20 protein-coding genes are annotated in these 25,382 nt (G+C 43.7%); 11 read left to right on the forward strand and 9 right to left on the reverse strand.

The window, feature by feature from the left end; all coding sequences use genetic code 11:
* Nucleotides 1-28 precede the first annotated feature (28 nt).
* The 3 genes from BLS59_RS23475 to BLS59_RS23485 all read right to left on the reverse strand — a co-directional run bounded on the left by BLS59_RS23475 (nt 29) and on the right by BLS59_RS23485 (nt 4,607).
* Nucleotides 29-901 carry a hypothetical protein gene (locus BLS59_RS23475; RefSeq protein WP_091153185.1) on the reverse strand — a complete coding sequence of 291 codons (873 nt, stop codon included), beginning with the start codon at nt 899-901 and terminating at the stop codon, nt 29-31.
* Between the two features lie 434 nt (nt 902-1,335).
* Nucleotides 1,336-2,460: a hypothetical protein gene (locus tag BLS59_RS23480; protein WP_143014224.1), complete on the reverse strand. Its 1,125-nt coding sequence runs from the start codon at nt 2,458-2,460 to the stop codon at nt 1,336-1,338.
* Between the two features lie 5 nt (nt 2,461-2,465).
* Nucleotides 2,466-4,607, reverse strand: a complete 2,142-nt coding sequence (locus BLS59_RS23485) for an AAA family ATPase (protein WP_091153189.1) — start codon at nt 4,605-4,607, stop codon at nt 2,466-2,468.
* Nucleotides 4,608-4,822: 215 nt separating this feature from the next.
* On the opposite strand from BLS59_RS23485, the gene BLS59_RS23490 reads away from it, so the two are divergent.
* Complete coding sequence (locus tag BLS59_RS23490; RefSeq protein ID WP_091153192.1) at nt 4,823-5,518, forward strand: hypothetical protein; 696 nt, start codon at nt 4,823-4,825, stop codon at nt 5,516-5,518.
* Between the two features lie 88 nt (nt 5,519-5,606).
* Here the strand turns inward: BLS59_RS23490 and BLS59_RS23495 are convergent, their stop codons facing one another.
* From BLS59_RS23495 to BLS59_RS23505, 3 genes are all read right to left on the reverse strand, one after another.
* Entirely contained in the window at nt 5,607-6,944 is a 1,338-nt protein-coding gene (locus BLS59_RS23495) for a hypothetical protein (RefSeq protein WP_091153194.1), read from the reverse strand.
* A gap of 109 nt (nt 6,945-7,053) precedes the next feature.
* On the reverse strand, nt 7,054-8,370 hold the full coding sequence (locus BLS59_RS23500; RefSeq protein ID WP_162842760.1) for a UvrD-helicase domain-containing protein: 1,317 nt from the start codon (nt 8,368-8,370) through the stop codon (nt 7,054-7,056).
* A complete protein-coding gene (locus BLS59_RS23505; protein ID WP_162842761.1) occupies nt 8,354-9,469 on the reverse strand; it encodes a UvrD-helicase domain-containing protein in 1,116 nt (371 codons plus the stop codon). The genes BLS59_RS23500 and BLS59_RS23505 overlap by 17 nt, the downstream gene beginning before the upstream one ends.
* Nucleotides 9,470-10,072: 603 nt before the next feature.
* On the opposite strand from BLS59_RS23505, the gene BLS59_RS23510 reads away from it, so the two are divergent.
* The 3 genes from BLS59_RS23510 to BLS59_RS23520 are packed head-to-tail and all read left to right on the forward strand — an operon-like array spanning nt 10,073 to nt 13,028.
* A complete protein-coding gene (locus tag BLS59_RS23510) occupies nt 10,073-11,143 on the forward strand; it encodes a sensor histidine kinase (protein WP_091153200.1) in 1,071 nt (356 codons plus the stop codon).
* Nucleotides 11,140-11,862: a LytR/AlgR family response regulator transcription factor gene (locus BLS59_RS23515; protein ID WP_091153201.1), complete on the forward strand. Its 723-nt coding sequence runs from the start codon at nt 11,140-11,142 to the stop codon at nt 11,860-11,862. The genes BLS59_RS23510 and BLS59_RS23515 overlap by 4 nt, the downstream gene beginning before the upstream one ends.
* 11 nt (nt 11,863-11,873) lie before the next feature.
* Nucleotides 11,874-13,028, forward strand: a complete 1,155-nt coding sequence (locus tag BLS59_RS23520) for a serine hydrolase domain-containing protein (protein ID WP_091153204.1) — start codon at nt 11,874-11,876, stop codon at nt 13,026-13,028.
* A 36-nt stretch (nt 13,029-13,064) separates the two neighbouring features.
* Here the strand turns inward: BLS59_RS23520 and BLS59_RS23525 are convergent, their stop codons facing one another.
* A complete protein-coding gene (locus BLS59_RS23525; RefSeq protein ID WP_091153206.1) occupies nt 13,065-14,642 on the reverse strand; it encodes a serine hydrolase in 1,578 nt (525 codons plus the stop codon).
* Nucleotides 14,643-14,719: 77 nt separating this feature from the next.
* Between BLS59_RS23525 and BLS59_RS23530 the strand changes: the two genes are divergently transcribed.
* The 6 genes from BLS59_RS23530 to BLS59_RS23555 all read left to right on the forward strand — a co-directional run bounded on the left by BLS59_RS23530 (nt 14,720) and on the right by BLS59_RS23555 (nt 21,595).
* Nucleotides 14,720-17,038: a TonB-dependent receptor gene (locus tag BLS59_RS23530; protein WP_091153209.1), complete on the forward strand. Its 2,319-nt coding sequence runs from the start codon at nt 14,720-14,722 to the stop codon at nt 17,036-17,038.
* Nucleotides 17,039-17,041: 3 nt separating this feature from the next.
* Nucleotides 17,042-17,851 (forward strand): DUF4249 domain-containing protein, encoded by an 810-nt coding sequence (locus BLS59_RS23535; protein WP_091153211.1) that lies wholly within the window; start codon nt 17,042-17,044, stop codon nt 17,849-17,851.
* 199 nt (nt 17,852-18,050) lie between these two features.
* Nucleotides 18,051-19,520: a S41 family peptidase gene (locus BLS59_RS23540; protein ID WP_091153213.1), complete on the forward strand. Its 1,470-nt coding sequence runs from the start codon at nt 18,051-18,053 to the stop codon at nt 19,518-19,520.
* 227 nt (nt 19,521-19,747) lie between these two features.
* A complete protein-coding gene (locus BLS59_RS23545) occupies nt 19,748-20,272 on the forward strand; it encodes a hypothetical protein (RefSeq protein WP_143014225.1) in 525 nt (174 codons plus the stop codon).
* A gap of 37 nt (nt 20,273-20,309) precedes the next feature.
* A complete protein-coding gene (locus BLS59_RS23550) occupies nt 20,310-20,666 on the forward strand; it encodes a hypothetical protein (protein WP_091153216.1) in 357 nt (118 codons plus the stop codon).
* Nucleotides 20,667-20,728: 62 nt separating this feature from the next.
* Complete coding sequence (locus BLS59_RS23555) at nt 20,729-21,595, forward strand: hypothetical protein (RefSeq protein ID WP_091153218.1); 867 nt, start codon at nt 20,729-20,731, stop codon at nt 21,593-21,595.
* A 14-nt stretch (nt 21,596-21,609) separates the two neighbouring features.
* Here BLS59_RS23555 and BLS59_RS23560 read toward each other — a convergent pair whose 3' ends face one another.
* Together BLS59_RS23560 and BLS59_RS23565 are read right to left on the reverse strand one after the other, a co-directional pair.
* Complete coding sequence (locus tag BLS59_RS23560) at nt 21,610-22,671, reverse strand: hypothetical protein (RefSeq protein ID WP_091153221.1); 1,062 nt, start codon at nt 22,669-22,671, stop codon at nt 21,610-21,612.
* A gap of 1 nt (nt 22,672) precedes the next feature.
* Entirely contained in the window at nt 22,673-24,643 is a 1,971-nt protein-coding gene (locus BLS59_RS23565; protein ID WP_091153223.1) for an AAA family ATPase, read from the reverse strand.
* Nucleotides 24,644-24,766: 123 nt separating this feature from the next.
* Between BLS59_RS23565 and BLS59_RS23570 the strand changes: the two genes are divergently transcribed.
* The gene (locus tag BLS59_RS23570; RefSeq protein WP_143014226.1) at nt 24,767-25,372 is read left to right on the forward strand and encodes a hypothetical protein; all 606 of its coding nucleotides are present in this window, start codon (nt 24,767-24,769) and stop codon (nt 25,370-25,372) included.
* Nucleotides 25,373-25,382: the final 10 nt, after the last annotated feature.

The following is a 25,382-nucleotide window of genomic DNA, read 5'->3' on the forward strand; positions in this document are numbered from 1 at the left end:
TATTATAATCTGAAGAAAAGCTAAGGTGTTACCACCCCAGCTTTTTTGTAAATGATTTGATTTCTTTAATATGAATCTTGTGACAACCTACTTGAATGAAATCGTTGTTGATTTCACTAACGCTATAGCGGTCCATCAAACGCATATCGCAGTTTACACAACCTCCTTTAGCAAGTGTATCGAGAATATAGGTATAAAATCTTTGGGCAATATTTGCAGGGATGAAAACTCTTTGTGATGTTTCTACCGAATGTTCATCCACGTTGAAACGCAGGTAATCAAAGCCATCACGGGTTGTGATGGTACGAACCTTAAAGGCTCTCCACAATTTTAAATCCTTTTGCTGTTGAATTAATTTGGCCTTGAGCGCTTTAGCTTCACGCTCGGCTCTCAGCTTATTTTCGCTACTGATGACCTCACGATATTGTTCGAAATTTTCAATTTGACTGGCTCCAACCAAATATTCAGGCAATTCCAGGTCAAAGAAATTTGCATATTCTTGCGCCTCACCGAATAGCTGCCCAATTTGCAGCATGTATTTTTCAGGCTTTCTAGCATTGGCCAGATGTTCAGCAACCTGCTTTATTTCGGTAAACCATTTGTCAAATTGAGTTTCGCTGTTTTGGTCGGGATCTGGAACAAAAATTTGCTTGATATGCCTGGAGGCTGATCTGACGATACTGATTTGTGCACTGGTCGTTACGCTGTAATTGCGCTTGGTAATTAAGACGGCATGGTGGTTACGATTGTTTTCGACGTGTTTGGCAATCAGAAAATGTGTGCCGTAAGACCAAATCTCAGCGTTTCGAAAATAAAAGTTCCCAGTTGGAGTTCTGGCATCGTCCTGGATTTTGTTGGCCCAGAGGTGTGCCACGGTGTGTTTATCAACTACTTTTTTCATGATACTAATTTTTAATGATTAATGAAATGGTTAAAAAGAAAGTCGAAGGGCCGGGGCTGGAGCGGCGGAGGGAGAACTATAAGTCCCGAAGGGTGGCGCAGCCATTATGCGTTCGTAAGAAGACGCGGCCCCGAACTTAGACGCCGCTTTTGCCCGTTCCGTTAATCGTTAAAAATGTGTCATGACAAGGGTAAGCCGGCAGTACATTGCCGGCAAGATCAATAGAATGAAGACATTTGAGGACTTTGTCTACTTGAAATGAAATTTCGACAGGGTTATATCGTCAATTGATCACCCGAACAAAGCTATTCGGTATCAGTTATCAAATCATTTGGACCAAACTGATCAGCCCTAGTTAGACCCGGTAAGTAAGTATTCTTAGCTACTGATAGATGTTTGCAGAGAAGTTAGCGATATCCCAAAGCTTTTTATGATTACTTAATTTTAGGAGAATTTTCAGCATCGTGGCTTACCCTGAGCAGCTCTTTCAGGATATCATATTTAAATTTGCTGAGAGGACGTTTATAAAAATCTTTGCTGTAAGCTTCCGTTGAAAAAGCCAACCGATAAGCTTCGTTATAGCTCAGGCCTGAATTGGGAAACAGTTCTACAATACTGTTGATGTAATATGGGCTATTAGATTCGGCTAGCAAGATGAGATCAGATAGTTCTGTTTGATGAACATCATAAATCAAATCTAATTTTTGAACGGCTAAGGTAGCTTTCAGTAACTCTTCACCTGGTTGAGTTAGCATTTTTATTTTATATCGGTTGATCCCGCCTTGATAATCATAACTAAAGCGGTATTTGCCAATCAAGTCTTTACCCATATAAGGGTGTTCATGTTCTTTTAGTTTGAGCTCGGCAAAACCTTTCACCGAACTGTTACAAACGGAACATGAAGGAATCAGATTGTAAAACGACAAGGCCAGCAGCGGATATTTGAACTGAGGAAACCAGTGATCGAAGGTAGGCCGCATTACTTTTTTTCCAGCTGCCGTTTTCATCGTGCCTGTGTAAATCCGGTTGCAGTAGGTGCAGGTAGGCCTTCCCAGATTAACAGCCAAAGTGTAGCTATCATAACGAGGACTGTTATTACCGTTCTGAAACCAGCGTTCGTAATCAAATAATTGAGCAATGATTTTATTCCAGTCATTATAAGCCTTCACCAGATTTTTATCCGGTTCACTGAGAACAACAGGTTCCTTTTTCTTTTTTTTCTGCTCTCCATCACTGGCCTGCGCATCTTTTTCACTTGCCGCAAGTGCTTTTTTTAATTGCAGGTAGTCAGCATATTTTTCATGCGTAAAATCCTTATCCAGCCAGCGCCAAAAAGCTGCGACATGGTCCATCAGCTGATCTGGCTTCGCACCAATTAAATCTTTGACCAATTGACCTTTATTATGTTTGAAGAGATCCGTGATCTCTTTGGTCGGGTCTGACATCTTATTGCCGCCTTTGCCACCGAATACTTTGGCGTTCAATCGTGCAAAGACCTGTTCGACATGCACTTTATGAGCCTCAATAATGGCCGGATCATTAATATCTATTGGGAGCATGTGTTTTATTTAAGCTTGGTATCTGTTGGCAGTAGTTTCTGTAAACGTGCGATTTCGTCCCGGATTTGATCTTCCTGACTACGACCATCTACCTCCGCGATCATCTCTCTGAGTTTTCTGGCGACAATCGGCTCTCCGATCATATCTATGATAGCCGGAAAACCTGACGAGTCAATACCGGCAATTTCTAGCTTTAGATCACTTTGCTTTTTCTCTTCTTCTTCTTCAATTTTCAAATTATCCGCATCTAGCACCCCGGTTGACAATATTTTGTGCGGCATGGCCATTTTCGACGGCTTTTTTTTTCGATCAGCTATTTGTAGTTCTAACTTCTTCAGGTCCCGCTTTAAATTTAGATGATCAATGATTAAGGTTATTTTCTCAATAGCAAAGGCTCCGCAGAATCCGTTTGTCATGAAAAAGGCATCGTTCAGCAAATTATGAATATTGGCGCCGAAGGTCTTTTTCTCCTGAGTAAATTGGACCGCTTTACGCTCTGCGACTTTCAAAAACATAATGTGATCATTAGGGATATCAGAAAGAATAAACGGAGAATGCGTTACGAAAATTAGATTGATGCCGTGGATTTTCTTTAAACTCAGCCGGCTGATACTGTCCCTTAAATATTTAATGTACCGGCGTTGTATTTCCGGGTGAAAATAGAGTTCAATTTCTTCAAAAATAATATTGATAAAATTGTACTTCCTTTTGGGTTTATCCTTTTTGCTGGCAACTGATTCCAGGTTGATCAAATGATACAAAATCGAACTAACAGAATAAACCAGTTGTTTTTCACCTGAACTGAGCGTATCGAATGTGATCTTTTTTCCTTTATCATCATTGGCCAATAATAAAATGTCCACTATAAAAATGGGCGGCGGTAACAACTCAACAGGTTTGAGATTAGTAATTCCAGGTGTGCCGAGAAGCTGTATGATCGCTTGGGATATGTCCTCAATGGGCAGTTCTCTTTTGTCAGTATAAAGCTTATTAATTTCGGGGTACTTCAGGTAGTTGATGGTTTGTTTGAATTTAAAAGCGATGTGACTTGGATCTGCCATGATTTCTTCGACATATTTTTGCAGATTACCCCAGTCAAAATCACGAACACTTTGCTTGAAATAACCGTGATAATCCGAATATTTTACCGACATCGTAATTAACTTCCTAACCAAGTAATGGAGCGCTTCGTAACGCTCGCCTCCAGACATTTTTGCAAACGAATCTTTTACATACCCAAAATGTGTAACCGCATCAATCCCAACCAGAACCTTTTCAAAATCAGGGTCGATCATGCCGATCAACCAATTGGTGACGCTGAAACTGCCATCAGCTTGTTTTTCCCTTTCTTCATAAAGCGGAACGGTATCCTTAGATTCATTCAATCTCAAGACAAAGTCAGTGGCCTTGAGATTGTCTGTCAACTGGCGAAAATTTAGTTCTTTATCTACCGTTTGCCGAACTAAGTTGGTCATTAAACGCTGACTAACCAGTTCATTTTCGGTGTTGATATTGATCACACCCTTATTCCGGTAGGGATTAATAACGATGGGTGTTTGGTATGAGTCGTTTTTATGGAACAGGGGTTTCAGCCAGTCTTTTTGCGCTTTGGGTTTAATGTCAAGTGAATTATAAGCATAGTGGGAATAATTGACGGCGACAGTATAAAAGAAATCCTGGATCATTTCCAGTTTTTTGTGGTAGAGATTTCTGGTAGTTAACACACCTTTGTCATCATATGCATGCAGTTCAGGAACACTGTTTTTGATATGAAATCGATAGTGCCCGTTTCTCTTAAAAAAAACGCTTACCTCCAGTCCCTCTACTAATTGGAGATCACCTTTAATATCTAGTGCTTTTGCCAGGTTATTCATGGCCATAAATAAAAGCTCAATAATGGTGCTTTTTCCCGAGCCGTTTTGTCCGGCGATAGCTGAGATATTTAAAGTTGGACCGCCGGGTATGCTGAAAAGCTTTTCCGGCGCACTAGGAAATTTTTTATAATTATCGTTATCGTCAAGGTCATAGCCCGGGTAAAAAAAATAAGCTTTGGTCTTTTCCAATACCTTGTAAAATTCAGGCAGGCAACTCGGGCCCGCCTTGATGGCTATAATTTTAAAGTCGTTATCGTTTGAATCTTCAGGCATTGTGAACAGATTTTCAGGTCTAAATATATTCAATTATACCTTTTAAATATATCGGTGATAAGCGATTATTCCAGAGATAAAGATTTATTAAAAATAGAAAGACATCTTTTTTACGGCCCAAAATCATAAATGTCGTTTACCCACACGGGAAAGAGCACCGACTCTACGAAGAATGCCGGTGATAGTAGCTGATAATTAATGCTTAGCTTAGTTTTATGAACAGCGACGAAGTAAAAAAAATGTTAATATTGAGAGCATGCGGCTCTACAGGAGAGAATGAAGAGTGTATTAATATTAAAGCTCAGGCAGAATTGTATGACATCGAGGTGCATGATAAATGTCCAAAAACAAATGCTGAACTTACCCAGATCCTAAGTGAAGGGGAAACCTTTGACTATATCTATCTGGCTACATATGGTAACGAAAACGGGTTCTGCAACGAGACACGCACAATTGATTTTTCGTGGATTGATTTCGGGACTCACCTTTGTAGTGCGATGTGTATGAACGAGGAATGCATTATTTTACTGTCTTGCTGCCGGGGAGGATTGAATCAAGTTGCTTATTCACTTTTTTATTGCTGTCAAAAAATAGCCTACATCGTCGGGCCAAGGCAAAGTCTATATCCTTATGATCTGCTTATCGGGTTTAATATATTGCTTTACAATCTGGAACACCGCGGTATTGACCCGATCGTCGCTTGTGAAAAAATCAAATTGGGTACAGACATTCGTTTCGTTTGTTTCGATCGCCTGGAAACAGAGTCCGAGCCGGCCTATTGGATGTATTTGCAGAGGATTAACACAGAAACATTGAAGCAGGTTAATCAGGCCAAAGAAAAGGCAAACGAATCGCCAGCTTTCGTACCTCCCGAAATAACACATCAGCCAAAAATCCAAATTTTACCCTGACCTTGAATGTTCATCATCATTCATTAAGCTAATTAAAACTGCTGTACGATTAAAGAAGGTTCCTTTTAACTTAAAAGCAACAATACAATCAGATAACCAATAATTTATCAAATGGTGCGAATCTACCTGAAAACACTATAGCCTGCTGCTCCGGGAAAGGTTGAAAAACCGAATGACTAAAAACCCCGGAGGCCAGCCGCTGCATGTTACCGTGCATGCTGCCTTGGGCATCTTTAACACTATCAAGGTATAGATTGCCTCTTTGGAAGAAGTATTTATCTGGGTAGGAAATCAGTTCTTTTTCACCGTTTTTTTCGACCATGACAGAATTTGTTGATGGCGCTGAATTGAGAATGCCAACCGGTATGGTAAAATGCAGCTGAATGCCAGTTGCATTCCAGGTCTCATATTTAGCGGTATTAAAGACCAACTGAAATCCATGATGGATAAACGAGGTATCGTTTTCAGGATCAGTCGCCACGACCGGTTGGTATAAAATGACTCCGGTTAATAGTTTTTCCGAATGATCAGCCAGGTAAGATTCGGCCCATTCCTTGCAGGCGACAATCGAAGCAGCTTCCGGTAAATGAACGAAAACAAGATTACATATTTCATCATTTTCGCCTTTTGAATGCTTCATCAGATTAGCAGCAGCCTCATCCAGTTTATCCAATAAGTTTTTATGTCCGTTTTTGTGGTAGGAAGATGCGATAATTAAAGTGTAGGAATTAAATGCCTGATGAAAAGGCTGTAGTTCATCCAGTAGCGTTGAAAGTACGATTGCCCATTTTTCCATTCCAAAAAGCCTGACGTTTTTGTTCCGGTAAGCCGCAATTATTCCTTCTAAATTTTCCTTTAGTTCCTGCCAGTCGGAGGTTTCCGGATAACCTCCTATATTTTCGATGGTTACCTGCACCGCCATAACGCCAGCGTTTTTCAGTACGGTAATTAAGTGCTCTTCTATTTGCTTTGCCTGAAAACTGAATGTTTTGAAGTGTGAAGAATCACCGTAGTTTTTCAGCGACACACGCATGGACTTTTTATCGGTCAGCTTCAGGATGGCATCATATCCAGGGTTATTTCCTCTGGTTGGATTGACATCCTGGTCTGCTGTAGCAAGTATTGCGACGGCATTAATCTCGAACATGGCACCATTGCGGTTATTGACATGATCCGTTTTTACCAGCTTTACCTGATCCGCAAGCCATTTTGGATCAATAGATTTAAGGCGTAAAATCGCATCTCCAAATAGGTATAATTCATTAGTAGCCAAAATATCTCTGCGCAGCCAGAGTTGTTGAAGCGGGTGAGCACCTGGAGTTTTTAGCCATTTATAGGAAAACGTATCCGCCAGAGATTTAAAGATCGGCTCCAGTTGTTCATCGGTTTGTCCGGTATTGTTTTGCCTGGTTTCAAAATACTTCATTCTTGGTTGATAAAAGTGATAGCTGTAAGCGAAATACCAGCTTCCTAATTATAAAATTAAATTACCTGAATGTGTCAGGCTGTGATGTGATTTGCGAATACCGCTAAACTCATGCCGGAACAGGTTTACTTACTGCAATTTGCATTTTGCCATTGCATTGAGGATAGTTTGAACACCCGTAAAATTCACTGTATGGTCCACTTCTTTTTACCAAAATACCCCCGCATTCGGGACATTTTTCGCTGACCGGCTGGTAGATGTCATTCATCTCCATTAATTCCGTCAGAAATTTACTTGGGTTGAGTGGGTTATATAACAGATAATTCTTGTGTCTGGCGCGCGTAATGGCGACATAAAATACCCGCCGCTCCTCCGCATTTTCAAATTTATCTCCTTCGTTAAGCAGATAATTTAATAATGGGTCATCAGCGATTTCTGATGGGAACCCGAGTACACCGGAATCAACATCTAAGAGAATGGCGTAATCGCAGGTCATACCTTTGACACGATGGGCTGTGAAATATTCAATTTTTAATGAAGAGTAACTTTCTTTTATTGACCGGAAACTAAAAGGTACGTTGTGGTGATAGCGCCCGATCAAAAAAACACTCGCGTCGGGCTGCGATCTTACAATATCATCCAATATGGACCGTATCACCTGTTCTTTGGCATTTTGCCATGAATTAACGTCACCTGTGGCGCCTAAGGGTACGAATGCGAAACTGTCAGTTGTTGCAATACGGTTTGCAGATAGGACCTTGCGGATTTGTACTGGATTTTTCTGAACGAAGCCACTGGAAACTTTCAATATCTGATCGTTGAACCGGAAAGTCTTCAAAATAGCGGTCTGACTTGTAAAACCAAAATGCTGTTCGAATTCAGTAATAATTGAAATATCACTGCCGGTAAAACGAAAGATTGATTGCCAGTCGTCACCCACTGCATAAAGCTTCACGTCTGGATTTTGCGCTCTAAGTCCCTTAAGCAGCGCATAACGCCCAAGTGACATATCCTGAAACTCATCAACCAAAATATATTTATATGGCTTTTTAAAGTCTCCGCTATTAAAATGTTCCGTGGCACGATTGATCATGTCGTTATAATCAATCTCTGACGTATCTGACAGGCGGCGCTCGTAACGCTTGTATATTGGGTTAAATACAGCAAGAAAAACATTCAGCCGTTTATCTCTAAGAGATGAAGTTATATTTTCAGGTTTAATTCCGTTTGACTTCATTAAACCGAGGAAGGTATGGATTAGATTAACGAAGTCTTCATAATGCGCCGATTTTTTCACAAGGTTAAGGATACCGTCAGCTGAAAGCTGTTCAAAAACGATCCCGTGATCCGTCAGCGTTTTCTTCAAATTGGTAATCAATTTGCCCTCTCTATTTTCAAACGAGTAGGTTTTAATGAGTTTGGCCATATTTTGCATGGATTTGCTCTTTCCATTTAATTCCTGCCTGGTAATAGTCCTTACCCGTCGGATAGGGCGGTTTAGTCTTGAACCATGACGGTACGCTCCCGTCCCGGTTAATGCCAAAATGTTCATGCCATATTTCGTGATCTGTCAGGTAAAAATCAGGATGATAAGAACTGTAATCTGCCTGACGGTCTTCAGGTTGCAGTGGATAATGTTTTTGATATTCATAGTTTAACCCATGCAGGCAAAAGAAATTACCAATTTCCATTTCTTCTTTACTGTTCACCTTATTGCCGTCAAGCGTGATGTTTTTAAAGCTCTGCTCATGTTTAAGAAAAGCGTTTCTCGTTTCAAACTCGAATTCGTCTCTTTCGGGGCGGTTAAAAAACGCAATAAAATTCACGGCTTTTTTCTGAAAATCAGCATCGGTCAGAAACATTTTGTCAAATGTTTCCTGCAGAAAGGCCTTAGCTGCCTGATCGTCGCCATCAAATGCCAGGTGCAATTCTGTTTCCGAACAATGCCGCCTTACAAGATAGCCGAAACTGTTAAACGTACGGACATCGAGGTTATTAGCGTCTGGAATATGCTTGCAAAACTTAAGACAGCGTTCATACATTTCATTGACCGCGTTTTTGGTAAATGAAATGATCAGTAACTCTTCCGGTTTTGCCAGGCCTTTTTCAAGCAGATAGGCTACCTTTCCTGAAATCGTGGTCGTTTTACCTGTTCCGGCACCGGCGATAACCAAATTATTGTCTTCGTCTCGAACGATCGCTTCAATTTGATCTTCAGATAGCGGGTAATCTTCCAGTTGGTTAAACAGGTAAGCAAATGCTGCAGCTTCCTTTTTTATGAATTGATTATTGTATTGTTCGCGGACTAAAGTGGCATCGTCATAAGTGTTTACGAAATTCTGGATTATTACTGAAAAGTCTTCTGCCAAATCCAGCCTATTGATGTCGGACGGAATCTTTTTGCGGAGATCCTTAAACTCGTTAAAGAAATGCTGCTCTTCACGAAATGAAAAATATTTTTCGAAATTAAAAAGTCTGGTTATCTTATCATTAGCTTGTGTAAAACGCTCCCTAAGTTCAAGCATCCGCAGTTTATCCTTTTTTCGAATAACCCAATTTTTATAGACATACCAGATTCCAATAACGGACACACAGAGCAACACGACTTTAATAACAGCTGCTATATGTATTTGGCTTTTACGGGACATGAATTTGCGTGCGGTTTAAGGCCATAACAAATACGGAAATTTTACCCAATTTATCAAAAAGAATTAACCTACTCCAATTACTAACCTTATTACAGCATGCGTTCCGTTCCCCAGTAAGTTATAAAGCTTGATTTGTCAAAGTATATTTTGGGTGATTTCCTTGCGGTAGTCCGAAGTTCGGATTTGATCCATTCCTGAGTTCATTAGCCGCGTAGCAAAAAATCAACCGTTAATATTGTTAATCTTCTTATCCAGTGTCAGAGTATAACCATTTGCCAAACCTGTAATCGAAAATTTAGGTGCTACCCTTGATTGTGCAAGCTTAAGGATTTACACAGATCAATCTGTACTTTAAGCGTGGAACGTAAAAAAAGTAGATCGAAACCTGTAATTGATTAGATCAAATAAATTTGGTCTAATCAATTACAGGTTTCGTCTAAATTCCACCAGCTGAAAAGTCAAAATGTTTACCTTGGTATTATGCAGACCGTTAAGGCAATTCATCAATCGACCATCAGTCAGGAACCCGTTTTGCGGATTCTCGTAGATGAACCTTACAGCATTTACCGCAAAATTGTCTTCGTATTTGTTTTGCTGATTCTGCTGAAAGGGGGAAACGAACAGCACCAATATGCGGATGATATATTTATTTATTTAAAACTGTGCGGTCTGCTCGTGATCTTGGGATTTACCGCAATGAATATGTATGTACTCATCCCACGATTTTTATTTAGTGGGCGCTACAAAGCTTATTTCTTTTGGGTTATCGGCGGCATCATTTTTTCATTCCTGATCTTCGTTCAGATCAGGGCCTGGCTGCCATCTCTGCGGATATCCAGTCATCCTCCTAAATCTTTCGATAACACCGGCGATTTTCTGGCTTATGTCGTATTGCTTTGCATCCTTTGCGCGGCTACCGCCGGCATTAAGCTTTTCCAGCGCTGGGTCAAGGATAGTTACCGGCTCACTCAACTGGAAAATATCCGTGTCCATACCGAGCTGGACTTGCTCAAAAGCAATGTCAGCCCGCACTTTCTTTTCAATATGCTCAATGGCAGCGAGATACTGATCCATACAGAGCCGGAAAAAGCGAGCCAGATGCTCATCAAACTTTCCGACCTGCTGCGCTACCAGTTGTATGACAGCAGCCGGGAGCAGGTATTGCTCAGCGCTGATATCCGGTTCCTGGATCACTTCCTTTCGCTCGAAAAGATCAGGCGCGATTTTTTTGAATTCAGGATCGATGAACAGGGTACGGAAAAACCGTTAATGGTACCGCCGCTCCTGTTCATTCCTTTCGTGGAAAATGCCATCAAGCACAATATCAACTCTGAAGCAGGGGCTTATGTTGATCTCAGTTTTGAAATTAACGCAGGTGAGCTGATCTTCAATTGTACCAATCCTAAACCATTACATCCTACGGCTGAACCGGGTGGACTCGGATTGCCTAATTTGCAGCGCCGCCTGGAGTTGCTTTATCCCGGCAGGCATACCTTGTTGATCCGTGATGAACCTGCCCTTTATCATGTTACTTTAACTTTAACGTTATGAAGTGCCTGATCGTAGATGATGAACCACTGGCCCGTAAAGGCGTACAGCTGCACCTCAAGAAATATCCGGAACTGCAATTGGCCGGGTGTTTCAATAATGCAACCGCCGCTGCCGCCTACCTGCAACTCAATCCGGTGGGGCTTATCTTTCTGGATATCCGCATGCCGGGTATTAACGGGCTGGACTTCGCCCGTTCGCTGGGCAGGCAAACCCTGGTTATTTTCATTACCGCTTTCGCGGAATACGCGCTGGACAGTTACGAGGTGGATGCCATAGATTACCTGGTCAAGCCCATCCACGCGGAACGATTTGATAAAGCGGTATTGAAAGCGCTGGCCTATGAACGGCTGTTCCGGGAATCCGGCGATACAGCCATTGAGTTTGTGCCTGATCACTTGCTGGTTCGGTCAGACCGGCAATTTATCCGCATCGCGCTGGACGAACTGCAATATATCGAAGGATTGAAGGACTATGTGATCCTGCACCTCAATGACCAGAAGATCATTACCGCGATGAACCTGAAACAGATCCACCAGAAGCTGCCGCAGGAACGTTTTCTGCGCGTGAGCAAATCGTATATCGTTAACGCTGCTTTTGTAAAAACATTCGATAACAATATCATTTACATCGGCGAAAGCGAAGTGCCTATCGGTAATGGTTTCCGCGACCATTTTTTTGAAATCTTCGTACAGCCAAAGCTTATACCGCAAAAAAAATAACGATCATCTTTATGAAAAACAGTTCGCTCAGTTACCTCCTTATCTTCCTGTTGTTTTTCAGCAGCTGCAAAAAAAGTGATGCACAGGATAGTTCCAAAGATCCCAAAAAGCATGCTCAGCCTTCGCTAGCTGTTTTTCCGGATGGTTCAATTTATGACATTGGCGCCCCGCTTAACGGTAGCTTAAAAGATAGCCTTGACCAAACGGTTCGCAGGCTATTCGCTATCACCGTCATGCCGGGCCTGACCGCCGCGATACTGGTTCCGGGCAAAGGCTTATGGCAAACAGACACCGGCTACCTGTCCAAACCCGGCCTGAAGAAGGCAGATGCCGGTTCGGTGTTCTACTGGGCCAGTGTCTGCAAATTGCTGACTGCTACCGTTATTGAACAATTGATCAACGAACAAAAGTTGCAGCACGACAGTAAACTTTCGGTATGGTTTCCGAAGCTTCACGACGCCGGTAAGATTACCATAGACGAATTGCTCGAACATACCAGCGGCATCTACAGCTTTAATAATGATCCGACGATTTTTGATATAGACCGGTATTATAGCCCGGATGAACTGATCGGGCTATCCCAGGGCCAAAAAAACCTTTTCCCGCCGGGAAAGACATGGTCTTACAGTAATACCAATTACCTGCTGCTGGCACTGATTGCGGAAAATATCGAAGGAAAGTCTTTTGACGAGATCATCCAGCAAAGGATCGCACTGCCCTTACATCTTACTTCTTTGCACGCGCTCAAACCCCATGAGCAGCCGGATAACCTGGCGCTGGCCCATGAGAACGGCGCAATTGTCAAAGAAGATTATTCCGTACCGCTGGGTGCCGGTAACGTGGTCAGTAATGCGCGGGATATGGTCGTATTGCTCTATAGTCTGATGACCGGTAAATTAGGCCCGGTTCTGCTGGTGCATGACCGATTAAAAGATCTATACGCTATGCCTGATGCAGGCACCTGGTACGGAAGCGGGATGATGTTAACCGACTTTAATGAGATCACCCATACGGACGATCTCTGGATCGGGCATAGCGGTGGTACGCAAACGTACAGGGCTTTACTGGTTTATGATACGGCTACCAAAACCTTTATCGCGCTGGCCATTAACCAGCATGTTTCGGTTGAGGCGGTAGCCAGGAAACTGCTGTCTGTCGTGCATTAGCCTGATTGTAAATGTCAAGCTTTATCATTTCGCCTGTTATAATTTAAGTAATTGCTGTAAATGCAAAGCGGCATCCTTATCATCGGGCTCTTTTTCCAGGTATTTTTTATAATTGGCAATGGCCTCGGTACGGTCTCCAGCCTGCCTGCAAGCCTCTGCCAGGTTCAGGTAGACATAAGATTCCTCGGGGTAGGCCAGTACATTTAAGCGGCAAACCCTTACAGCGGCAGCAGCTTTACGTTCCCAAAGCAGCTTATTGCCGGCCTGCTCGATCACGCCCGCGCGGATAACAATATCAGCGGGTTTGTTATGAAAAAGCGCGGCGGCGGCGGTGTTGTCTTTGCTGATAGCGGCCGAGATCAATCTTTGTGTAAAATCATAATTCCTGGTTTGGGGGGTAGCCCCGACGAGTTGCTTGCGGATGAAAGCATCAACTCCCCAATAATTGTCCACGTCGCCATTGGTTAGGATCACGACCGTATAATCCAGATCGGTGACGATCATCAGTTCATCAGCAATACCGGTATTCCCGCCGCTGTGGCCGATGATACGGTGTCCGTTTACTTGCTCTTCCACGAATCCGAGGCCATACTTACCTCTTTCATAATTGAATTTACCGGTGGTCATCTCGTGCAGACCAGCCGCGCCCAGCAGCTTTCCGCGGGTGAGGGCGCCTGCAAACCGCAGCAGGTCGCCGGCGGTCGAATAACAGCCGCCGGCAGGCAGGCCTTTGATCACCCCGGTATAATTGTTGTTCAGCCATTTGCCCGGCTGCTCCGTGGAACGGGTGAAGCCCGCGGCCATATTCGGGTTAACCTCATCGAGCGCAGGAAACCCGGTAGCGCTCATGCCGGCTGGCCGGAACACGTTCGCGGTTACGTAATCAAAATAGTCTGTTCCGGCAACGGCCTCGATCACCAGGCCGAGTACCATGTAACCGTCATTGCTGTACAGAAAGCTTTTCCCGGGCTTGAAGCGCAAGGGGCTGGCGGCGAAGAGCGGAAGATAGTCCTTCAGGGTGCGGTAATGCTGGAAGGCGGCTTTATCCAGGGCCTCCCAAAAATTGCCCATACCGGAGGTATGCGTGAGCAGCTGGCGGATCGTTACCGAATCTTTTATCGCCCGGTTCGGAAAATCAGGCAGGTATTTCCCGACCGTTTCATCCAGGGAAACTTTGTGTGCCTCCACCAACTGCATGATCGCTACGGCGGTTAACATTTTACCCATCGAGGCCAGGTTAAAACGGGTATCCGGCTTGTTGGGCAGCCTGTCTGCTAAATTTGCAAAACCATAAGCTTTTTCCAGCAGCGTCCTGCCATGGCTCGCCATGAGCACCACGCCGCTAAAATGATCATTTTTTGCCAGGCTGTCCAGGTGCGCCGTTGTCTGCCGTATTATTCCGGGGTGTTTTTGGGCCTGTCCGTTAAAGGACAGCATTACGCCTGCCAGGGCCAGCATGACGGCTATAAAATTAATTTTGGTTGTCATCATTGTTTTGCAGGGTTTGGTACAGCATCCCGTTGGTGAAAGTAGCTCCGCTGGTGCCGTATTTGCCTTAAATTTAGACCAAACCGCGTAAATTTTCGACGAAACCTGCGGGTCTTGATCGTTCATGAACACTTCGTATAATAAATAACGGTGTTCGTCTAAATTCTACGCTGAACATGTGAACAGCGTCTACTTTCGCCGCCATGAAAAAACGGTATCTACCGGCCATCCTGCTGCTATTGATCGGGCAGGTGGCACTCGCACAAAGTAAATATACGCTCAGCGGTACCATCACGAATAAAGCCAATGGCGAAACACTCATTGGCGCCACCATCCGCAGCGGCGCCAGCGGCACTGCGACCAATGCCTACGGCTTCTATTCGCTTACAATGGCGAAAGGAGAACAGCAGTTGAGCATCAGTGCGGTCGGGCAAAAAAGCAAAACGATAACGATTAACTTAACAGCGGATCAAAGACTGGATATCGCGCTTGAGGACAATACCCAGGAATTGCAGACTGTCACCATTTCAGCGGCACCACGCGGGGGACGTGACCTGCACGGTACACAGATGGGGATAGAAAAGCTCAGTACCAGGGAGATCAAGGATATCCCGGTGCTGCTGGGTGAACATGATGTCGTCAAGACCCTGCAACTGTTGCCCGGCATCCAATCAGCCGGGGAAGGCAGCGGTGGGTTTTACGTGCGGGGCGGCGCGGTGGATCAGAACCTCTTGCTGCTGGACGAAGCAACGGTCTATAACGCCTCGCATTTGCTGGGTTTCTTCTCCACTTTCAATTCCGATGCCATCAAGAATGTAAGCATTTATAAAGGCGATATGCCCGCGCGTTATGGCGGCCGCTTATCGTCCGTGATGGATGTCCAAATGAATGACGGGAATAACCAAAGCACCCATGTCAGTGGTGGTGTCGGCCTGATCGCCGCCCGGCTCAATGTGGAAGGACCCATTCAGAAAGATAAGTCCTCTTTCCTGATCTCGGCCAGGCGTACTTATGCGGACCTGTTTCTCAAATTATCCAAAGATACCGGTGTCAACCGCAGCCAACTCTATTTCTATGATATTAATGCCAAAGCCAATTACGTGCTGGGCAGCAAGGACCGGATCTATTTGTCCGGCTATTTCGGTAAAGATGTGCTGGCCGCTGATAAGGTCAACGGCATCAACTGGGGCAATACCACCGGTACTCTGCGCTGGAACCATGTGTTCAATAACCAGCTATTTTCAAATACCTCGCTGATCTACAGTAATTACGATTATAAGATCAGCCTGCGCCAGGATGTGAACGATTATACCATCTATTCCCGCATCCGCGATTGGAACCTGAAAGAGGATCTGCAATGGTTTCCCGGTGATGCGCATACGGTCAACTTCGGTTTTAACAGCGTATACCATAGCATCAAGCCAGGACAGATCACGGCCAGTGGTAATGCCGGGATCAGTTCCCAGGAATTGCAAAACCGCTATAGTTTGGATCATGCCGTCTATGGCAGCGATACTTGGAAGCTAACGGACAAATTCAGCCTGACCTATGGTTTGCGCATCTCCGCTTTTACCTTGTTGGGACCGGGTGATTACTATACATTAGACGCCTCGGGCAACATTACCGGCACCGACCATTACACGCACAGTGAACGCGTGAAAACCTATTTTAATCCGGAACCAAGGATTTCCGCGGCTTACCAGCTGGATGAGCTAAGCGCTGTTAAGGCTGCGTATTCCCGCAACGCGCAGAACCTGCACCTCATCTCCAATTCCAGCTCCGGCTCGCCGGTGGATAAATGGGTGGCCAGCACTAATATCATCCGACCCGAACTCGCCGACCAGTTTTCTATCGGTTATTACCGGGATTTAAGCGAGCATAAGTACGAACTGACGGTGGAAACCTATTATAAGCAATTGCAAAACCAGATCGACTACCGCAATGGTGCCAACATCTTCACCAACCAGCCAATTGAAACGCAATTGCTTTACGGTAAAGGCCGCGCGTACGGGCTGGAGCTGCTGCTCAAAAAGAAAACTGGCCGCCTGACGGGCTGGCTGAGCTATACGTTATCCAAAACGCAGCGGCAGATCGACGGCATTAACCAGGATGAATGGTACAACGCCCGCCAGGACCGTACCCATGATATTTCCATAGTGGGTATCTATAAATTAAGCGACCGCTGGGTGTTATCTGCCAATTTCGTGTACTACACCGGCGACGCGGTGACCTTTCCCGCCGGGAAATACGAGATCGACGGCAGTACCTATTACAATTACACCAGCCGCAACGCTTCGCGGATGCCGGCCTACCACCGGCTGGATCTGGGCGCTACTAAACAGCTGAAACAAACCAAAAAATTCTCCTCCGAATTGAGCTTCAGTCTATACAACGCTTATGGCAACCCGAATGCTTACCGCATCTTTTTCCGTGACGATAAAACCGACCCAACCCGTACAGAAGCTGTCCGTACCACCTTGTTCACCTTTGTTCCCGCTGTTTCTTACAATTTTAAATTCTGAGCCATGAAAAATCAATTTTATTCCCTGTTATTTTTCGCAGGACTGCTGACCTCCTGCGAAAAGGCAATCGACCTGAAGCTGCCTGATAACACCCCTAAATACGTAATCGAAGCTGTTTTGACCAACGAAGCGGGCGGCTGCCGGGTTGCCATTTCGCAAACCAAAGACTTTACCGGGGACAACACCTTTACCGGTGTAAGCAATGCGACGGTAACCATTACCGGAAACGGCAGTACACAAGTTCTGCCCGCAACCGGTGCAGGCGTTTACCAGCAGGCTACTCTTACCGGTATACCTGGCAATACCTATCAGCTAAACGTGCAGGTTGGCGGCCAGACTTTTACCGCCGGTTGCACCATGCCACAGCCGGTACCACTGGAAAGTGTTTATGTGCAGAACCAGCAGGGCAGTAATAAAGACGGCAGCCTGCTGAAATACGCGGTTGCGGCTTACCATGATCCGTCGGGAGCGAAAAATTACTACCGCTTTGTCCAATATGTGAGTGGAAAAAAAGAAAAGACGGTATTCATTGCCAATGATGAGTTCACCAACGGGAACGTGGTGAATAACCGGCTCAGCTTCAGCAATGACAATGATGACTCCGCCCGGAATATCAAGACCGGCGATCAGCTCACCATCGAAATGCTGTGCTTAGATCCCGTTGTTTATCAGTACTGGTACAGCCTGAAAAGCGGAGCCGGCGGCGATGGCAACAACGCCGCGCCATCCGACCCGGACACGAATCTTTCAGGCGGGGCTTTGGGTTATTTCAGCGCACATACCATTCAGCGGAAAAATATTATCGTACCATGATCTAATAGTTAATTATTGACATATAATGCAGACCTGTAACATTTAATGGAACTAATGCGTCTTTAAAGTTCAGAATAGGAAACGACAACCTCCTTATGACTTTCAGTAAGTACATTTTCAAAAAATCGTATATTAATAAAAAGTAACCTAAGCTTACCACTTCAAAATAGCTGTCTTACCGCTTATATACTTTACCACCATGACAACAAGCAACCTAACCGGAAAATCCAAGCTAATTTTTACACTCCTCATTGCATACTGCATTGGCTTACATACAGCCCAATGTCAAGAGCCGTCAAAACCTGTATTCTATACCGCAAAGGAAGTCAGGGAAGACCTTCACAACCTGTACACCACGCTTCAGCAAAGCCATTACAACTTGTTTGTGAACACCAACAAAACGAAATACGACAAGGCATACAACGACGTTCAATTAAAGATCAGGGATCATATGTCGCTGATGGATGTCAACAGGCTGTTCCAGCCTTTCACTGCGCTTTGCGGGCTGGCGCATTGCAGCATTGCTTTTCCATTCAGGCCCGCCTACCTAGAATACTTGCAGAGAGGCGGCAAAGTATTTCCGCTTGATATATCCGTGAACAAAGAACATCTATACGTTACCGATAATTACAGCCAAAATCCCACTGTCAAAGCCGGTGACGAGATTGTACAGATCAACTCCAGACCTGCTGTTTATACCTTAAGTGGGGTTTACAACTACCTGTCAGGGGAAAATAAGGCCTTTAAAAATACGCTGATAGACCTGTACCATTTTTCGAGGCTGCACTGGCTGGTCTTCGGCAGGGTAGACAGCTTTAAGCTCCGCCTGAAAAGACCGGACGGATCAGCCTACGAAACAGTTGTACCCGGCATCCCCGCAGAAAAACTGGAGGAATACGCAGGTAAAAAGAAATCGATCTTCAATACCGGCAGGGAATTTAAATTCCTGGGCAAGGTGGCCTATCTGCACCCCGGCGCTTTTATGAACAGCGAGTCCGATGGGAATACGTCCGATCATAAAACCTTCGAAAACTCCGCATTCGTGCGTTTTATTGATAGCGCCTTTCGGCAGGTAAGGCAGGCCGGTGCTACACAACTGATCATCGACCTGCGCGGCAATCCCGGAGGCGACAATTCTTTCAGCGATCACATGCTGGCGTATTTTGCAAAGGAACCGTTTTCGTTCTGTTCCAGTTTTTCCGTCAAAACTAGCGCCCTGACCAAATCCTTTTGGCGCGATGTAGCGGATACCTCCCTGGCTGATCTGAAAAAAGATATATTGAATAAACCCGATGGTACCATCTTTCAGACGAAAATCATCAAACAACAGCCTGTAACGGACAGTCTGCAATATAAAGGCAAAGTGTATGTGCTGATCGATCGCTATTCGTATTCCAACGCGGTGACTACCGCTGCAACCATCAAGGATTATCATTGGGGTACACTGATCGGCGAGACAACCTCGGATGTACCGACCACTTATGCAGCTATTCATGAATTCAAGTTGCCACATACCGGAATGGAAGTAAGTTATCCGAAGGCTTTGATCGTCAGGCCTAATGGCGACCGGTCAACGCGCGGTCTGGAACCTGATCTTCAGATGGAAACTAAAAGCGGGATCAAAGATTCGGTTCTGGAAGAAGCGCTGGTTTATTTGAACGGAAAATAAGAATGAGTTGCCTCATGAAAAAACACCTTCTACTATGCTATACCTGGTAATGCCCTATAAACATCCTTGCTACACCATTCAGTTCCATAATTTGAATTGTAAATTCGGTGATACAGGCGTTAAACCTTTGCAAAAACGGTGAGTTCATAATGATAATCTGAAATAAGTCAAGAACAACCTTGGAAACTATACAGACAAAGAAACATTAAAAATTAATGCTTGATTATATGAAAAGATCATGCTTGATCATGCTGATAACCTGCCTTGTTTCATCTGTATACGCGCAGGAGGTTAATCACAATTTTGATAGGAAAAATTTTGGTATGGGGTTTTATTGGTCGGTTTTCCGGCCGGGCTATATTGTCGCTCAAAACGAAAATGCGGCCAGCCATAATCTGGAACTGATGTTTTTTGTGCCGGTTAATCCACAAGTAAAGCTACGGTATGAAAAGATGGCAGAAACCCCTGAGGACAGGTTCAGGGAGCCTGCAGGTCAAACTGACTACTGGAAAATCCTCAAATTTATCGGATTCAAAAACTTTAAAAGATATGTTGTAGAAATACCTGCATCAAATGTCAAACAGGTTATGGCTGCCGGAAATGAGCTGCTCTGGACAATAAAATTTCCTTGCACGACCAGGCTATATACCTATAGTTCCTATTTTAAGACATGGCAGTTAAGCTATACTGAGGAAATCTTTAAGAATCAGGAGGAGATTGCCAGTACAATCACCAGAATCAGTAAATATTAAATGTCTTTTTACTGTGACGGCCGATGAAAACATACGTATGAAAAAAAATTATTTTTTACTTTTTGGTTCCTTCCTTGACAGCCGGCAAATGGCCGCAGATCTGTTATATCAAAAAATGGATTTGAATTTCGTCCCCCATGAAAGCAGTTACTTAGGAGAATATCTTAAATATTCGGGCCTGTTTGCCGATCATATGACTATTAGTGATAATTTCAATAAGGCGGAAAACGACTGGAGTGAGCCCGAATTTAAAAACTATCCGGTGCTGATTTTCGTCTCACATGATCATGGACGTAACGAAGACAAGAAAAGCCGTCACACGTATATTAAAAAAGCATTGCCAGCACTCGGAAGTTTTGTATTGCTAAAAGCTTATTTCACGACACCGGACTGAAAGCTACAAGTAAACCGTTGACACGTTAGATTGTTATTAACAGCTACTGAATATAATCTTTTATGGAAACATTTATCAGCATTGACTTTTTTATCAATCCCAAAGAATTACATGATGAGCTTATTGTCATTGATTTTCGTTTGGAAGATAGTAGTTATATTTCACTGACTCGGCTGGTCCATGAAAAGGAACTTTATCTGGAATTTGGTGAGCAGGTACGGGGCTGCAAATGGGATAAAGTCGTTTATATGGCACGCGGAAATGATCTGATTTTCAGGGGGCACACGAATCGGTTATCAGCATTTAAAATTTCGGAATTCTGTATCAGTGGCGACATCACAGGTGTTTTGACCGAAGCGCTGGATAAAGTGATTTCTGGTTTAGTGCCGGCTTTCAAAGACATTCTACATATTAAAGGAGAGTGGATTACAGCTGGTGACGAAACAGCAATAGCGGCGTTTCGGTTACCTGACGGGAATTTATTACCGCCTTCCTATCTGCAGTTCTGCAGGGAACTCGGTTATGGTTTGTTATGCAATTTGTTTATGATCTATATTCCAATGGCTGATGCAGATCATCCCGATTCTTTTCAGCTTCAGTCGGCTGCGATGAGATTGTTGTTTGAACAATATCTGAATCCTCCATTATTTGCTATTACAGATACGCCGGACGGTGTCGCGTTGATCAGTGCTGCTGTACCTTTTGCGGCAACTGAAAATGGAGAGTTTTTATTCTGGGATACCCGTAATCGTTTACCGAATGGTGAATATCCTGTTTATTTTACTGGTTTTAACAATGGAATCATCCATACCGGTAATTCTCTAACGGAATTGATACTGAATGTCACCACTCAGGTTGGGGTAAAACCGGTTTTACCATTTTATCTAAAACCTCTTGACGCTGTTTTTGAGAGCAGAGCTGTTATTTAGCCCGTTACCAAAGACTATCGTGCCAGTTTAAGCTCGGTCAAAATATCTTTTTTGAACTTACTAAGCGGCTTTTTAAAATAATGATCTTCCAGGTATTCCACACCGAATGCCATTTTGTATACTTCTTCGTAAGTCAGTCCGGCATCTTTAAAATTTAACATCATGCGTTCGATATATTTATCTGAATAAGCTTCCCGGATATTAATCATGTCAATCAGTTCAGCGTGATGGGCATCATAGATATCCTGGAGTTTCATGTCCCTGTATGTGCGCGCGGCTTTGGTATCACCAAAGCCCGATTTAATCTTGATCTGATAGGTATTTGTTGACCTGAAAAAGTCATAGCTGTACTGGAACCTGCTTAATGCATCCATATCGACATAAGGGTGCATATGTGTTGCCAGTGAATAATTGGTGTCATTCTTTACAGAACTGTTACAAACTGTACAACTCGGGATCAGATTACAGAAAGACAGGGCCAGCAGCGGAAATTTAGTCTGGGGAAACCAGTGATCATAATTTGCGCGCATAACCTTTTTATTATGTCTGTTCTTGATTGTCGTGGTCCAGATCCGGTTACAATAGGTGCAGGTGCGACGGTCAAGATTAACAGCAAGTCTGTAAGCGTCGTACCGGGGTTCGTTGTCCTTATTCTGGAACCAGGTATCATAGTCAATAATTCTTAGCTGAATGCGGTAAAAACGATCATACTTATATACAAGATACTGCTGATCATCGGATAGTTTTTTCAGCTCTTTGTCCCTGACCGGAAGATATAAATTATATTCATCCCAGTTAAAGTCGGGAATCATTTCAAACCAGATGAGCTCATTGAGATTTTGCAAATCATCCGGGCTGCCACCAATCAGCGTTTCCAGCGTATTCCGGTCCGTTAGCACTGCATCCAAACTGTGTGGTAACCCTTTAATGATATGCGAAGGCTGCGCACAAACGCCGCACGCCGAATCACCGCAGGTCTCACCGGTAAGTTTCTTCCGTATTCTGCAGTAAACATATTTCAGATGTTCGCGGTGTGCTTTGGCCACCCATTTATTCTGGAGATCGATATGGAGCATGTTATTTTGCTATAAGTTGTTGCAGACGCGTTATTTCTTCCCTGATTTTATCTTCGTAACTAATTCCGAATACGTCATCATACATTTCAAGCAGCTTTCTGGCAATAACAGCTTCGCCGATGGACTTAATCATTTTCAGATGATTGAAGCGTTCCTCAAAATCAGCATCCGCCTCAAGCTCATACATCCGGTCTTCAAGAGCTTCGTTTTCCTTGTCTTCTTCCCACGCTGCCTTTACTTCTTTAAGCTCTTTGCTTGCATTCAGGAACCTGATCGTCTGTTTAATCCGCTCCATCGCCAGTTCTCCGCAAAAGCCATTTTCCATAAAAAAGCCGTCCGCAAGTAAATCATGGATGTTAGCCCCGAATGTCTTTTTGTTCAGGTTAGTCTGCTGAGCAACACCATTAATAATTTTGAGGAACATCACATTCTTATCCGGTATATCAGAAAGAATGAAAGGGGAATGTGTGACAAAACAAATGTTTATTTTTCGGATACGTTCCAGACCGAGGCGAATTATACTCTGACGCAGATACCGAATATAATTGCGCTGCATTTCGGGATGGAAGTATAATTCAATTTCTTCCAGCAGTATATTGACGTTACGGTATGCTTTCTTTTGCTGTGAAGTAACCGAATCAAGGTTGGACAAATGATAGAGAATAGAACTCACCGAGTAAATCATCTGCTTTTCTCCCGAACTGAGCACTTTGAAGTTAATCTTTTTCTCACCGCTTACAGGTAAAAGTAAAATCTCCGTTCTGAAAATTGGCGGGGGAATCAGTGCGATCAGTTTTATTTTATGAGTTTGCTTCTGCGCGATAACTGTATGAATATTCGCTGATAAATCGTCCAGCGTAAACATGCCGGTGTGATAGCCCAGTTCGGAATACTTCAAAAAATGAAGTACCTGCTTAAGCTTGAACGTGATGTGACTTTTGTCCTGCAACAGAGGACGGAGCCAGTCGTTAATATATTTCCAGTTAAAATTACCAGCGTTCTGATCAAAAAGAGGCGTATATTCTTCGTAATTGGCGGCAATAGTAATAAGCTTGCAGATCAGATAATCAAGTGCGATATTGTTTGCTTCAATTTTCCTGTCGATGTTTTTCAAACCGAAGTCATAAATACTGTTAACTCTTTTCCAGATTTTTTCCTTTGCCAGATTTAGCTTTTCCAGGGTGATTTCCTTCCCGTTTTTTTTATACAGAATACCCTGCGATTTTCTTGGAATCAGTTTCAGGACGAGATGTGTCGCGGATAAGTGATCCGTTAATTTTCTGAACTCCGAAACGTGATCATCTGAGTGTCTGAGCATATTGGCCACCAGACGCTGATTGACAAGCTGATCCTCTGTATTAATATCAATATTCCCTCTGTCGCGTTTCGGATTAAGAACGATAGGCGTTTGGTAGCCGTCATTTTTGTGAAATAACGGTGTAATCCAGTCTTTGCCTTTTTTTAGTTCACGGCTGTTGTAAGCGTAATGCGAGTAGTTAATGGCAATTGTATAGAAAAAATCTCTGAAGTCAAGCTCCTCGTCACCTGTCCATTTACCGCCGTCAAGTTTGAAACACCGGACATCGGTACCGTTCACGGTTATTTTATAGAAATGCTCTGTTTTAAAAAAAAGTTCCACCCGCAATTTCTGAACCGGTTTAAGGTCAGGATTGACTTTATAATAGCGGGCGATATTATTGACGGCCATAAAGAGCAGTTCAATGAGCGTGCTTTTGCCCGATCCGTTCTGACCTGCAACTGCACAAATCTGAAGCCGCAGCTTACGGTAATGGTACAAACAATCCGGGCTTTCGTCCTTATAGGTTATGCCCTGTTCGGTAATCTCATAGTCACTGTAAAAATAGTATAGCCGGCCCCTTTCAAGCACCTTGGAAAGTCTGGTATCACAGTCAGTCTGCGGTCTGATAGCAATTATTTTAAAATCTTGACTGGTAGCTGAACGGGAAGGCATGGATTCAGGTTATAAGTTGTAAAATGTAATAATACTAAATTTACATCAATGCCGGATATAGTTGACTGATACAGTAAATACCAGCTAAAATAAATACCTTTATGATAACCTTATCCCTGTAAAATGCGCCAATATCTTTTTACCGTTCTGCTACTGGCAAATCTTTCCATGACTGCCAGTGGTCAGGCTCTGCCTGCTTTTAAAGCCTATGGAAATAAAATACAAGGTTTAACTGCCGACCGGGAGGTAAAGATGCGTGAAGCTCTGGCAACCTTCGAAAAAATCATGAATGATCCTGCTTTCCAGGCGGAATTACTCAAGAAGTCCTTTGCATACGATATCCCCGATGATCCTAACAGCAGCCTGACTACCCGGCAGGTGGCGGAAAAACTTTACAGAGGGAGTGAATGGTATCAGCCGGCTGACGACAATACAGCTAATATCTACTGGGAGATTAAGAAAAGAGCAAAGATTGTTACCGTTTTTACCCGTCACCCTGCAATCGGATACGGCCTGCCTTCTGATACAACTATTTACACGTATACGTGGTGGTTCGATGATTCCCGGCACAAGGCGGATCTGGTTGGTCATATCGCTCATGAATGGTCACATAAACTTAAATTCGACCACTTAACGGCGCCTCATGCTGGCCGTGAGCTGACCGTTCCTTATGCCTTTGGTGATTTGGTGACGTTATTTGCACTTAAATATTATTCACGAATTAACTGATGCTGGTTTC

Origin of the sequence: Mucilaginibacter pineti, from assembly GCF_900101875.1 — a bacterium.
In the GTDB taxonomy this organism is placed as follows: Bacteria; Bacteroidota; Bacteroidia; order Sphingobacteriales; family Sphingobacteriaceae; genus Mucilaginibacter; species Mucilaginibacter pineti.